Below are 12,465 nucleotides of genomic sequence, written 5' to 3' on the forward strand. Positions count from 1 at the left end.
CCTCCGCGCTGGCTTACTTCGACAGCTACCGTTCGGAGCGTCTGCCGGCAAACCTGCTGCAAGCGCAGCGCGACTACTTCGGCGCTCATACGTTCAAACGTCTGGACAAAGAAGGCACGTTCCACTACAACTGGATGCAAAACTAGTCGCCGATACGTCGTTGACCGCCTAATTTGGGCGGTTGCGATGTAAGGCCGAATGCGGCTTCGGATAGCCAGCCTCGCAAACGGCTTGCTTCCTGCGCGGAACAATGCCTGCGATGGACGAGCGACATCGCCGCCTCGGCGAAGCAGTGAAAGCTTTTTAATAATCGTGGCTGCGAAAGTTCCGCCAAGGCGGGATCTTCGTCAGCCACCTTTTTTTTAATATATTCGAGCATCCAAACGACATCTTCACGGCATAACGGATGGTTAGTATCAAGAATGCGGTGAATTCGGGAATCCGTTAGGTGATTAGGGGGCAAATCGCGGCCACTGGTCATGCCATTGTCACTTCCTTACATCAGGATCTTTGAACGAAGTTCAAAGTCACTCATTGGCTACATCGGGATATTGTTAAGTCACGGCTTCTGTATTAAAGCATCATTATCATCCATACGGCATATGCAAGTTTTTTATACCCTATACCTTATAAAAAATGTTATGATGTTGTGGAAAATGGTAATCTGCGTGTTAAAGTGAATGAACAAAAGTGGGGCGTTTGGCATTGATTGAACGAGCAAACAACAAAATTGTGCTGGTTGGCTTTATGGGCACGGGCAAATCGACGGTCAGCAGATTGCTTGCGGACAAGCTCGGCTGGCTGCGTTTCGATTCGGATGAAGAGATCGAACGAAGCGAAGGCCGGAAAATCTCAAGCATTTTTCAGTCGGAAGGCGAGCAAGCGTTTCGTCAGATTGAAAGCTCTGTCCTTGCAAAACTATTAGATGCAGACAACAATGCGGTCATTGCGACCGGCGGCGGAGCTGTTCTGCTTGAGCGCAATCGCGATGCCATGCTGTCACACAGTTCCGTCATTGCTCTAATGGCGGATGCAGAGCATATTATCGAAAGAGTGAAGTCCGACACGTCGCGACCGCTTCTTAAAGGAGACGTTGCTGCCAATGTGCGCCGAATATTGGATGAGCGCAAGCACGCATACGATTTCGCTCATTTGAAGCTGGATACGAACGCATTATCTGCAGTCGAAGCGGCTGAAGCCATCATTCGTTTTGTGGAAAACCGCAATTCGTAACAAATGTTTGCAACACGGGCTAGCAGCCCGCATATTATATGGACAAGGGAGAATTGCTGCAAAATGGACGTTATTGTAACCCCTACGCCCAGCCTGAAGGGCGAGATTCAAGCGCTTTCCTCGAAAAACTATACAACCCGCTACCTGCTCGTGGCAGCGCTTGCCGAAGGCACGAGCACGATCTACTTCCCGGCACACAGCGAAGACAGCGATGCGATGCGCCGTTGCATTCGCGATTTGGGCGCTATTGTGGAAGAAGATGATGAGAAAATCGTCATTACCGGCTTTGGCCGCAATCCGAAAGCGGTTGATCAGCTTGATGTGGGCAATGCCGGCGCTGTTCTTCGTTTTCTGATGGCGATTGCTGCGCTTTGCCCGGACGTTACGTTTATTAACCGCTATCCGGATTCGCTCGGCAAGCGTCCGCATAACGATCTGATTGACGCGCTCGGTCAAATCGGCGTTTCAGTTGAACATAATGAGGGCAAGCTGCCGATCCGAATTCAAGGCGGCAAGGCAAAAGGCGGCAAAATTCAAGTGTCGGGCAACGTCAGCTCGCAGTTTTTGAGCGCGCTGCTGTTCCTTACTCCGCTTCTGGAAGAGGACAGCGAGATCGAAGTGCTGCATGATTTGAAATCGAAGGTCGTAGTCGGCCAGACGCTTGAAGTGCTTGAGCAAGCGGGAATCGTCATTCACGCCAGCGAAGATTTGATGCATTACCGCGTGCCGGGCAATCAGCGTTATGCGGCAAAAACGTACTCCGTTCAAGGCGACTACCCGGGCTCGGCAGCTATTCTGGCAGCCGCTGCTGTAACGCAATCCGACGTTATTGTTCATCGCCTGGAAGAGAAAAGCAAGCAAGGAGAGCGCGCCGTCGTTGACGTGCTTCGAATGATGGAGGTTCCGATGACGCATGAGAACGGCATCGTCCATGTTAAAGGCAACGGCAAGCTGAAAGCGGTCGAGTTCAATGGCGACAAAGCAACCGATGCGGTTCTTGCGATGGTTGCTGCAGCCGTATTTGCCGAAGGCACTTCGCGTTTCTACGACGTCGAAAACTTGCGCTACAAAGAATGCGACCGGATTACCGATTATTTGAACGAGCTCCGCAAAGCAGGCGCTAACGTGGAAGAACGCCGCGACGAAATTATCGTTCATGGTCGTCCTGAAGGCGTGGAGGGCGGCGTTGAAATCAATGCCCATTATGATCATCGCGTCATTATGGCGCTGACGATTGTCGGCTTGCGCTCGAAGCAGCCGCTTCGCATTCGCGACGCTCACCATGTAGCGAAGTCTTATCCGATCTATTTTGACCATCTTAAAGCGTTAGGCGCTAACGTAGAGTGGGTAGAATAACAACTGCAGGCGATTTTTGTGAAGCTATGCTTTGAGGAGGGTTAATATGACATTCGAAAATCCGTCCAGGGAACAAATCAAAGTGCTGTTGCAGGGCAGCGAGACGATTGCGGTCGTCGGACTGTCCGAGAAGCCGGACCGCGTATCTTACATGGTGTCGGAAGCGATGCAGGCGAAAGGATACCGGATCATTCCGGTTAATCCGAATGCGGAAACGATTTTAGGCGAGAAGAGCTACAGTTCGCTCGCCGATATTCCGGAGAAGGTGGATATCGTCAACGTATTCCGCCGTCCGGAGCATACGCCTCCTGTTGCCGTGGAAGCGGTGGCGATTGGCGCAAAGACGCTTTGGCTCCAGCTCGGCATTGCAAACGACGAGACGGCGCGCATCGCGTCGGAAGGCGGGTTGAATGTCATTATGGACCGCTGCATTAAAGTAGAGGATTCCATCCTGCTCCCGCAAGGCAAACAAAAATAACAACTGCGTCACATTTTTAACCGAAATAAGACCCTGCGAGGGTCTTATTTCTTCTTTATAAGCTGATTTTCGTTAAATAAGACCTTCGCAGGGTCTTATTTCATCCATTCATGGCTTGTTGGAAAATAAAGCAACGATCAGCTGCTATGGAGAAAAAATGAGCTGACTCCGTCTTTGACAAAAACAACATGAACCCTTACCATCGGTAATAGATAATGCAGGGGATTAGGAGTGGCTTTGAGCAATAATGAGCAAGGAGGTGCAAGCTTGAATTTCTTGGGAAGCTTTCAGCAGCTTGGCAGAGCGTTTATGCTGCCGATGATCGTGCTTCCGGGAGCTGCGATTTTTTTATTTTTAGGCCAGCTTCCTTGGGGATATGTAGGATTGCCTGCGATGTCTCAGTATTTGCAGGCGGCAAGCGAAGCGATATTTACATATTTGCCGTATTTTTTCGCCTTAGGCGTCTCGCTAGGTTTAACCGGGAATGCGCTCGCGGCGGGAATGGCGGCGCTTGTCGGCATGTTTATTTATGTCGGCATAACCGGAGAGGTAGATGCCCGGATCGAGCCAACCGTATTTATCGGTTCAGTTATCGGGATGATTTCGGGGCTCAGCTATGAACGGTTTAAAAACTTGCGATTGCCGGAATATATTCAGTTTTTCGGCGGACCAAGATTTGTTCCTCTATTCGTAAGCGCTGTATCGGTGCTGTTCTCCATCGCGATGATCGGGATTGCCCCGTTTATCGAGAAGCTGCTTATCGAGCTTGGAGAGATTGTCGCATCCGGCGGGGGGTTTGGCGTATTTCTGTACGGCTTCGTTCACCGCATACTTGTCGTTTTCGGTCTGCATCATCTTGTGAGCCACGTTTTCTGGTTTCAGATCGGCGGCTATGAGACAGCGGACGGCTCGATGGTATTCGGGGATTTGCCGCGTTTCTTCGCCGGCGATCCGACGGCAGGGTATTTTATGGGCGGCATGTATCCGACGATGATGTTCGCGTTGCCGGCCATCGCGTTTGCTATTATTCATGAGGCGCGCGAAGACTTAAAGCCGAAAATTCGCAAAACGTTTCTTTCGGCAGCTTTAGCTTCCTTTCTGACGGGGGTAACCGAGCCTGTCGAGTTTGCCTTTTTGTTCGTCGCGCCATACTTGTTTGTCGTGCATGCCTTGCTTTCCGGCGTTATTATGTGGATTACGTACGAGCTCGGCATACGGCATGGCTTCTCGTTCTCGGGCGGGGCCATCGATTTTCTCATTAACGAGCATCTGGCTACGCGCGGCTGGCTGCTCATTCCGATCGGCATCGTTGTCGGCATCGTCTATTACGTGCTGTTTCGATGGGCAATCAACCGGTTCCGCATTCCGACGCCGGGCCGGGAGGAAGGCTCGCAGCTCGATGAGTGGGCTGGCGATATTCCTTATCGCGCGCCGCTTATTTTGCAAGCGATTGGCGGCAAGGACAACATTATTCAGATGGAATCGTGCATTACGCGTCTGCGTCTGAAAGTAAATAACGAGCGACTGCTCGATATTAACGCTTTGCGCAATTTGGGCGCCGCCGGCGTCATTCGCCTTGGCGGGGGGAATGTGCAAGTTGTATTCGGCACCTATTCTGAATTAATTCGCGGCGAAATGATTAAATCGATTCAGCGCGATCAGGAGCAAGTGCTGTTCAGTTCTCCAATGCAAGGCCGAATGATCCCGCTTGAAGAAGTGCCTGATCCGATTTTCTCGGGCAAGCTTGTCGGTGAAGGCGTTGCATTCATGCCGGAGAAAGGCGAGCTCGTCTCGCCGGTTAAAGGCGTTATCGTCCATCTATATCCGACAATGCATGCGGTTGGCATTCGAACGCCTGAAGGGCTCGATGTGCTGCTTCATATCGGCATCGACACCTCGCAGCTCGGCGGCAAAGGCTACTTCAATGCCGTTGTAAAGGAAGGCGACGAAGTGCTTCCAGGCGCGCTGCTTGTTCGTTTCGATTTAAATCGCATTCGGAAGGAAAGCAAATCGATCGCGACGCCAATGGTCATTACGAATTCCGATCTTGTGCGCTCTTGGCGATTCGCGCCTTTTAAAGCGGTTAAAAAAGGACAGTCTTCGGTCATGTCTGTTGTACTTAAAGAGAGAAACAGTGGAGGGGAAAGACCATGATTCAAGGGATTGGAGCGTCGGCCGGCATTGCGATTGGCAAGTCCTTTGTTTTGCCAAGCTGGGAGTGGGAGCTTCCGGAGCAGCGCGTTGACGTCGCTGATTTTGCCCGCGAATTCGAGCGGGTGTATGAAGGCATCCGTACGTCTAAGCATGAAATCGAGCTGATGAAGGACGAGCTGCGAGACGTTGTCGGATCGGAAGAGACGCATATTTTCGATGCGCATATCGCCATTTTGGATGATCCGGTTTTTATGAATGAGATTCAAGGCATTATTCAGCGACAATATAAAGCAGCCGAAGTTGCAGTTAAAGAAGCGATCGACCATTTCGTGACGATGTTCGATCTGCTGGACGACGACTATATGAAAGAGCGGGCGCTCGACATTAAAGATGTCGGCAATCGTCTGCTCAAGCATTTGCTCGGCGCGCCGGAAATTACGCTGCCTTCGGATACGCTTCCTTTCATTCTAATCGCCAAAGAGCTTTCTCCTTCACAGCTTGCGCATATTAATCCGCAAAATGTGCTGGGCATCGTGACGCTTGTCGGCAGCGCGACTTCTCATTCCGCCATTATGGCGCGAGCGCTGGGCATTCCGCTTGTTGTCGGCGTCGAGGCTAAGCTGGAGGAGCCGATTCAAACGGGCCAGACGATTATTATCGACGGCTCGGACGGCTCGCTCTATTTGGATCCGGGTCAGCATCTTATAGCGAGATATGCCGATTTGCAAAAGGTCCAGACGGAAGCCCTTCATCAACTGCATAGCATCGCCGGGCACCGGCCGGTGACGCCGGACGGCAAAATGCTGGAGCTTGCGGCAAACATCAGCTCCTATAAAGAGCTTGAAGTCGCTTTGTCTAGCGGCGCTCATGGCGTTGGTTTGTTCCGCACTGAATTTCTTTATATGGATCGAAATCGTTTTCCGCGGGAAGAGGAGCAGTTTGAGGTGTACCGCAGCGTAGCGGAGCGTCTGGAAGGCGAGCCGCTCATTATACGCACGCTGGATATCGGCGGCGACAAGCAGCTCGATTATTTCAATCTCGCGGAGGAAGATAATCCGTTTCTCGGCTACCGTGCGATACGGATATCGCTGGATCATAAGGAGCTGTTCAAAACGCAGCTTCGCGCAATTCTTCGCGCAAGCCGCTTCGGTCAGGTGAAGCTGATGTATCCGCTCATCTCATCGGTTGAGGAGGTTCGCGCCGCCAATGCGATTTTGGCCGAGGCCAAGCTCGAGCTGGAGCAGGAGGGACTGGAGTTCGATCCGGAAATGAAAGTCGGCATTATGATTGAAGTTCCCGCTGCGGTTATGATAGCCGATTTGCTGGCGCAAGAGGTTGATTTTTTCAGCATTGGAACGAATGATTTGGTGCAATTTACGCTGGCTGTCGACCGGATGAATGAAGAAATATCGCATTTGTATGAGCCGTTGCATCCTGCAATATTGAGAATGCTTACCTTGACTGTGGATGCGGCGAAACGAAACGGCATAAAAATAGGGGTATGCGGTGAGCTTGCGGGGGATTTGAACGCGCTGCCGATCTGGCTGGCGCTTGATGTAGATGAGCTTAGCATGTCTTCCCATTCGATTTTGCAGGTGAAGGAGCGGCTGCTCTGCACGAAGCAGGAGGACAGCCGCGCGCTGCTGCCGAAGCTTCTGGAATGCCGCACAAGCAGCGACATATACAATCTGCTGCGGCAATTTGCGGACAGCGTTCCAACAGACGGAAAGGCTACCGCTCAGTAACTTTCGTTAGGAGCGCTCCTCTAACGCTTCGACGAATGCTTTTGCATAGGGCGGCAAGTCCGGCGGACGCCGTGCGGAAACGATATTGCGGTCTACGACGACAGCTTCATCGAACCATTCGGCTCCGGCGTTCTCCATATCGTCGCGAATGCCGGGCGTCGAGGTGACTTTGCGGCCTTGCAATATTTTGGCGGACACGAGCACCCAGCCGGCATGGCAAATTTGGCCGATTGGCTTGTCAGCCGCATCGAGCTCCTGAACGAGCTGCAGCACTTTCGGGTAGCGGCGCAGCTTGTCCGGCGCCCAGCCGCCCGGCACAAGCAATCCGGCGATTTCACTGCTGACCATTTCATCGAAGCTCATATCGGCGACTGCAGGGACGCCGTATTTGCCGATGTGCTTCTTTCCTTTTTCTGGTCCAGCAAACAGCACCGTCGCTCCGGCTTCACGGACACGATAAACCGGGTACCATAGCTCGAGATCTTCGAACTCGTCATCGAGCAAGCAAATGACGGTTTGGTTATGCAATGACATAATATACCCTCCCAGAAACTAGGCGATTCATTCGCCGTTTCATTCCGATTTCATTCTCATTGTAACGAAGGAGTTCAGATGAAGCAATCCAATACAATTAAGCTCAGCAGCGTGTTGCGCTTTATTCCGGCAGCTGTTTGGATGGCAGTTATTTACTCGCTGTCTTCGCAAACGGGCGACGAGGTAAGCACGCTGCTTCCTTTTTTTCAACGGTTTTTCCCTGCGATGACCAGTTTCGATTGGGGCCATTATGTGTCATACTTTATTTTGGCAGCTGCGCTAGACTTCGGGTTGGGGCGCAAAGCCGACAAGCTCGGATGGAAAATCGGTATCGTGCTGATATGCGGATTATATGGCGTAACGGACGAATATCATCAATCGTTTGTCGGGGGCAGAATGACAGATTGGCATGATATCCGCAACGATATGATCGGTTCGGCCGTATGGACGGCGTTTATTGCGATTCCGCCGCTTCGCCGCAAATGGCGAAAACTCGGATAGTAAAAATTACATAGGAAAAGCAGCAGGAATTTTTGCGAAAAAGGTCGAATAATTTTACGCATCTCATTATGCAATTTACGGATCGTGAGGAATGGCGGGAACATCGCCAGCGTGAAGGAGTGGACTAATTTGCAAAAGCGGTGTCATTGCGGTGACATCATGAAGATGAAGCTTCGAACGGTAATTTACTCGGGTAAAGTCGAAATTGACAACGTTCCGATCTATTCCTGTTCGACGTGCAACCGCAGCGAAGTTTTTCCTGAAGTAAAACCGGATCTTACCGGACTAATCGCTCAACTCGGAGCGCAGCCGATTAAACAAACCTTTTTGTTTAACGAGCGCAACGAATGGGCTAATTTGCTCGTGGAAGCGAGCGCAGAAAATAAACAACCGGATACAAATGCGGTAGAGAAGCTTATACAGGAGCGAATCAATTCGCTGCTTGATTTGCTGCTGCTCGCTCAGTCGCTTGACGATCAAGAGTGGACGGCTGACATAACGAAAAGACTCGGGCAAATAAGCCGTCGCCATTAGTTGCTGCTTACATAATAATGCGCCGACCATTGTCATTTTACTTGCCATGATTGCTGCAGAACAGGTGCGAACATTGCGAAAAGCAGTATTTTGTCGTATGATTACCTTAATATGCCGTGAACGAATTACAAATATTGGTTCAAGTAAAAATTTGAGATAATGGAGAGAAGCACCGTGACGGTAACCATTTATGATGTAGCAAGAGAAGCAGGAGTATCGATGGCTACAGTTTCCCGGGTTGTGAACAATAACCCGAATGTGAAGCCGGCAACCCGCAAGAAGGTGTTCGAAGCTATTGAACGGCTCGGATATCGTCCTAATGCGGTAGCGAGAGGGCTTGCAAGCAAGAAAACAACTACAGTCGGCGTCGTGATTCCTGACATTTCTAATGCGATCTTCGCAGAAGTGGCTCGAGGCATCGAGGACATTGCAAATATGTATCATTATAATATTATTTTGTGCAATGCCGATAAACGAAAAGATAAAGAGATTCGCGTAATCAATACATTGCTCGAGAAGCAGGTAGACGGGCTTTTGTTTATGGGCGGCGCCGTAACGGACGAGCATATGCAAGCGTTTAAGACGGCGAACGTTCCAATCGTGCTTTGCGCAACGACAGACGAGAACGGAGAAATTCCGTCCGTTGATATTAATCATGAAAATGCAGCTTACGATGCAGTTCGCAAGCTGATTGATCTTGGCCATAAGCGCATTGCGATGATCAGCGGCACGCTGCAAGATCCGGCGAACGGCTATGCCCGTTTCCAAGGCTACAAACGCGCGCTTGAAGAAGCGGGAATCGGTCATAACGAATCGCTCGTTCGCGTTGGCAACTATCGTTATGAATCCGGAGCGGACGCGATGAAATATTTCCTCGAATTGTCCGAGCGTCCGACTGCCGTATTCGCGGCAACCGATGAGATGGCCATTGGCGCCATTCATTCCATTCAAGACAACGGTTTGAAAGTGCCGGAAGATTTCTCGGTTATTAGCGTTGACAACAGCCGCATGGCTTCCATGGTTCGTCCGCAGCTGACAACGGTTGCGCAGCCAATGTATGACATCGGCGCCGTTTCGATGCGTTTGCTGACGAAGCTGATGAAGAAAGAGACAGTCGATCAATCAAAGGTTATTTTGCCGCATGAAATTATTGTGCGTCAATCGGTTGGAGGTTTGTAAGTATAATGGGTTTTAGCAAGATTGGCATTATCGGAGCGATGGTTGAAGAAATTGAGCTGCTCCATCAGCATGTTGAATTATCGCAGAAGTCCGTAAAGGCAGGCATTACGTATTACGAAGGCAATTTGCACGGCAAGCCGGTCATTTATTGCAAATCGGGCGTTGGCAAAGTGAACGCTGCGGTTTGCACGCAAGTGTTGCTTGACCTGGGCGCTGACTGCGTATTGTTTACCGGAGTAGCAGGTGCTGTCGATCCGCAATTGAACATTGGCGATATCGTCGTTTCGTCCAGCTGCTTGCAGCATGACATGGATTGCTCGCCGCTTGGCTTTGCGCGCGGTGTTATTCCGTTCAATGCGCGTTCCGAGTTTACGGCGGATGAGCGTCTAGTCCGTTTGGCTTCCGATGCGGCTTCCAAGCTGTTTGAGGGCCGCAGCCTGACTGGCAAAGTGTTGTCCGGCGATCAGTTCATCGCCAGCCGCGAAGCGGTTAAAGAGCTTTATGAGCAGTTCCAGGGCGCTTGCGCGGAAATGGAAGGCGCTTCGGTCGCACAAGTATGCGACATGAACGACACTCCGTTTGTTATTATCCGCTCGATGTCGGACAAGGCAGACGGCTCGGCGCATGTGAACTTTGCTGAATTTACAGTTACAGCGTCGAATAATTCTTATCAAATTATTGACGAGATGCTGAAGCAAATGTAATGAAAATAAAAGAGGCTGTATGCGGTATGTTTGAGTTTAATCGACTCGAACCTTTCGCAGCAGCCTCTTTTTTAGTTCGGCCGTCAAACCAAATCTTGAACGGCAATTTGTTGAATGGCACGATTTTTTGCTTCTATATCCTGACGCCGCGGGATAGGTGGGATAAGCGTCAAATCGTCGAGCCACCATGCAGGCAGCGCTGCCGGGCTATCCTTCGACCATTTGTTCAGCCATTGCTCGGGCAAGCGCTCGTTCCGTCCGCCGTCTTCTGTCAGCGCAGCGGCAATCGGGTGATCAATCATGGTCAGCCAGACGAGCGACCAAGCTCGCGGAACGACTCGCCACAGGTCGTAGCCTCCGCCGCCAAGGGCGACCCATCGGCCATCCGTAAAGCGGTGCGCGAGCCTGTGAATGATAGCCGGCATTTCGCTGTAAATCCGCATGCTGCAATGAATATGCGAGAGCGGATCGTAAGCATGCGCATCGCAGCCATGCTGGCTGATGATGATGTCGGGCTTAAACGCAGCAGCCACTTTCTCGATGGAGGCTTGAAAGCATTCCAGCCAGGAATCGTCCTCCGTATATGGCTCTAACGGCACATTAAAGCATGATCCAAACCCGGCGTCCATGCCTTTTTCCTGTACAAACCCGGTGCCGGGAAACAAAAACTTGCCAGTCTCATGAATGGAATAAGTGCAAACGTTAGGATCGTCGTAGAATGTCCATTGGACCCCGTCGCCGTGGTGGACGTCGGTATCGATATAGAGAACGCGAGCGCCGTATTTTTGACTTATGTAGCGTATTGCGACCGCAGCGTCATTATAGACGCAGAAGCCGGCGCCGCGTTCCGGGAAGGCATGATGCAAACCGCCGGCCATATGATAAGCGTGGAGCGTCTTGCCGCTCATGACTTGATCGGCTGCTTCAATAGAGCCGGCTACGATCGCTGCCGCTGCTTGATGCATGCCGGGGAAATACGGTGTGTCTTCCGTATCGAGCCCGTATGTGCCGGCGTTGCTGCAATCGGCCGCTAAAGGCCGATCGGCGCTTAGCCGTTTGACGGCTTCTACGTAGTCAGGGCGATGAACGAGTGTAAGCTGTTTATTGTCAGCGGAGCCGGCAGGGGCAATAATATCTTCGATTCGAAGCGCGTTAGTTGCCATAAGCAACTCCATTGATAAAGTTAGCCGGATCGGATTGAACGGGTGGTCTTCACCGAAATTATAGGATGCCGATTCTGGATGATGAACAAATACAGCATTCGAAGACATAGTCTTCCGAGTCCTCCCTTAGCGTTCTGAGCGGAATATGGACCGCATTCGCATGAATTGGCTGTCAGTACATGAAACGTTGGCGGAATCGCACCCGGTCGAACTGTTCAACGGATTGCAACGGCACCTCTTTGCCGATTCGCACCATTAGACAGTTTGCGGGATGAGAGCATATTTCCGGATCGTCTGTAGCAAACCAGACCATCCCGACCGATTTCATCAGTTTCTCCATCATGTTGCGATACTCCCAGACGTTTAATTTAGTGCCTTCCAGATCCCAGTGCCAATAATATTCGGTCGTATATACAATCACATTCTCAAGCTGCTCCATCGAGAAAGCCAGCTCGATCATTTTCTTGCCTAAGCTTGCACCGCGATAAGCGTCGGCGACCTCTATTGCGCCAAGCTCGATTAAATCGATCATACCGCCTTCCGACCATCGCTCAAGCTCGTCCGGATAGTGGAACGTCACATAGCCGACGATGGTATCGCCTTCTCTTGCGGCTATAATTCTTCCTTCTTCGAGCTCAGCAATTTCGATGAGCGCCAAATGCTGATCCTTCGGCCTGCGGAAGGCATCCAAGTCGGGATGCATCGTTAACTGGCGCAGTTCCTCCGGCGCCATTGGTCCTGCAACGAGCAGTTCCCGATTGTCAGGCAATGCGATTCGCGTTTGCTGCGCTATTTTTCGGTGCTCCAAGGCATGTTCTCCTTTCTCGCTGCGAATCCAGCAGAGCAAGTAGCTCTAGAATGGTTATAGCAAAGTTTTGCGATAT

At 51.1% G+C, this 12,465-nt stretch carries 13 protein-coding genes and 1 pseudogene; 10 read left to right on the top strand and 4 right to left on the bottom strand.

Annotation, left to right across the window (positions count from 1 at the left end; all coding sequences use genetic code 11):
• A pseudogene (locus tag GOM71_RS12610) lies at positions 1-146 on the top strand (NADP-dependent phosphogluconate dehydrogenase); the annotation flags it as partial.
• Here the strand turns inward: GOM71_RS12610 and GOM71_RS12615 are convergent.
• Positions 143-481 (bottom strand): hypothetical protein, encoded by a 339-nt coding sequence (locus GOM71_RS12615; RefSeq protein WP_156281576.1) that lies wholly within the window; start codon positions 479-481, stop codon positions 143-145. The pseudogene GOM71_RS12610 and the gene GOM71_RS12615 sit on opposite strands and share 4 nt — an antisense overlap.
• A 224-nt stretch (positions 482-705) precedes the next feature.
• Between GOM71_RS12615 and GOM71_RS12620 the strand changes: the two genes are divergently transcribed.
• The 5 genes from GOM71_RS12620 to ptsP all read left to right on the top strand — a co-directional run bounded on the left by GOM71_RS12620 (position 706) and on the right by ptsP (position 6,966).
• A complete protein-coding gene (locus tag GOM71_RS12620) occupies positions 706-1,233 on the top strand; it encodes a shikimate kinase (RefSeq protein ID WP_301539627.1) in 528 nt (175 codons plus the stop codon).
• Positions 1,234-1,296: 63 nt separating this feature from the next.
• Positions 1,297-2,589 carry a 3-phosphoshikimate 1-carboxyvinyltransferase gene (gene aroA, locus GOM71_RS12625; RefSeq protein WP_156281578.1) on the top strand — a complete coding sequence of 431 codons (1,293 nt, stop codon included), beginning with the start codon at positions 1,297-1,299 and terminating at the stop codon, positions 2,587-2,589.
• Positions 2,590-2,635: 46 nt separating this feature from the next.
• Positions 2,636-3,067, top strand: a complete 432-nt coding sequence (locus GOM71_RS12630) for a CoA-binding protein (RefSeq protein WP_156281580.1) — start codon at positions 2,636-2,638, stop codon at positions 3,065-3,067.
• A gap of 267 nt (positions 3,068-3,334) precedes the next feature.
• Entirely contained in the window at positions 3,335-5,221 is a 1,887-nt protein-coding gene (locus GOM71_RS12635) for a glucose PTS transporter subunit IIA (protein ID WP_156281582.1), read from the top strand.
• Complete coding sequence (gene ptsP / locus GOM71_RS12640) at positions 5,218-6,966, top strand: phosphoenolpyruvate--protein phosphotransferase (protein ID WP_156281584.1); 1,749 nt, start codon at positions 5,218-5,220, stop codon at positions 6,964-6,966. Before GOM71_RS12635 ends, ptsP begins: the two co-directional genes overlap by 4 nt.
• A 6-nt stretch (positions 6,967-6,972) precedes the next feature.
• On the opposite strand, the gene GOM71_RS12645 is transcribed toward ptsP, so the two are convergent.
• Entirely contained in the window at positions 6,973-7,500 is a 528-nt protein-coding gene (locus GOM71_RS12645) for a type 1 glutamine amidotransferase domain-containing protein (protein ID WP_156281586.1), read from the bottom strand.
• Between the two features lie 78 nt (positions 7,501-7,578).
• On the opposite strand from GOM71_RS12645, the gene GOM71_RS12650 reads away from it, so the two are divergent.
• The 4 genes from GOM71_RS12650 to GOM71_RS12665 all read left to right on the top strand — a co-directional run bounded on the left by GOM71_RS12650 (position 7,579) and on the right by GOM71_RS12665 (position 10,418).
• Positions 7,579-8,001, top strand: coding sequence for a VanZ family protein (locus tag GOM71_RS12650; protein ID WP_156281588.1), 423 nt, complete (start codon positions 7,579-7,581; stop codon positions 7,999-8,001).
• 159 nt (positions 8,002-8,160) lie between these two features.
• The gene (locus GOM71_RS12655; RefSeq protein WP_483311041.1) at positions 8,161-8,535 is read left to right on the top strand and encodes a hypothetical protein; all 375 of its coding nucleotides are present in this window, start codon (positions 8,161-8,163) and stop codon (positions 8,533-8,535) included.
• A gap of 174 nt (positions 8,536-8,709) precedes the next feature.
• Positions 8,710-9,714, top strand: coding sequence for a catabolite control protein A (gene ccpA / locus GOM71_RS12660; protein WP_367649583.1), 1,005 nt, complete (start codon positions 8,710-8,712; stop codon positions 9,712-9,714).
• A gap of 5 nt (positions 9,715-9,719) precedes the next feature.
• Entirely contained in the window at positions 9,720-10,418 is a 699-nt protein-coding gene (locus GOM71_RS12665; protein WP_156281594.1) for a 5'-methylthioadenosine/adenosylhomocysteine nucleosidase, read from the top strand.
• 83 nt (positions 10,419-10,501) lie between these two features.
• On the opposite strand, the gene GOM71_RS12670 is transcribed toward GOM71_RS12665, so the two are convergent.
• Together GOM71_RS12670 and GOM71_RS12675 are read right to left on the bottom strand one after the other, a co-directional pair.
• Positions 10,502-11,689 carry an acetoin utilization protein AcuC gene (locus tag GOM71_RS12670; protein ID WP_156281596.1) on the bottom strand — a complete coding sequence of 396 codons (1,188 nt, stop codon included), beginning with the start codon at positions 11,687-11,689 and terminating at the stop codon, positions 10,502-10,504.
• A gap of 64 nt (positions 11,690-11,753) precedes the next feature.
• On the bottom strand, positions 11,754-12,389 hold the full coding sequence (locus GOM71_RS12675; protein ID WP_301539628.1) for a GNAT family N-acetyltransferase: 636 nt from the start codon (positions 12,387-12,389) through the stop codon (positions 11,754-11,756).
• Positions 12,390-12,465 lie beyond the last annotated feature (76 nt).

The organism is Paenibacillus sp. NEAU-GSW1 (assembly GCF_009737085.1).
GTDB lineage: Bacteria > Bacillota > Bacilli > Paenibacillales > Paenibacillaceae > Pristimantibacillus.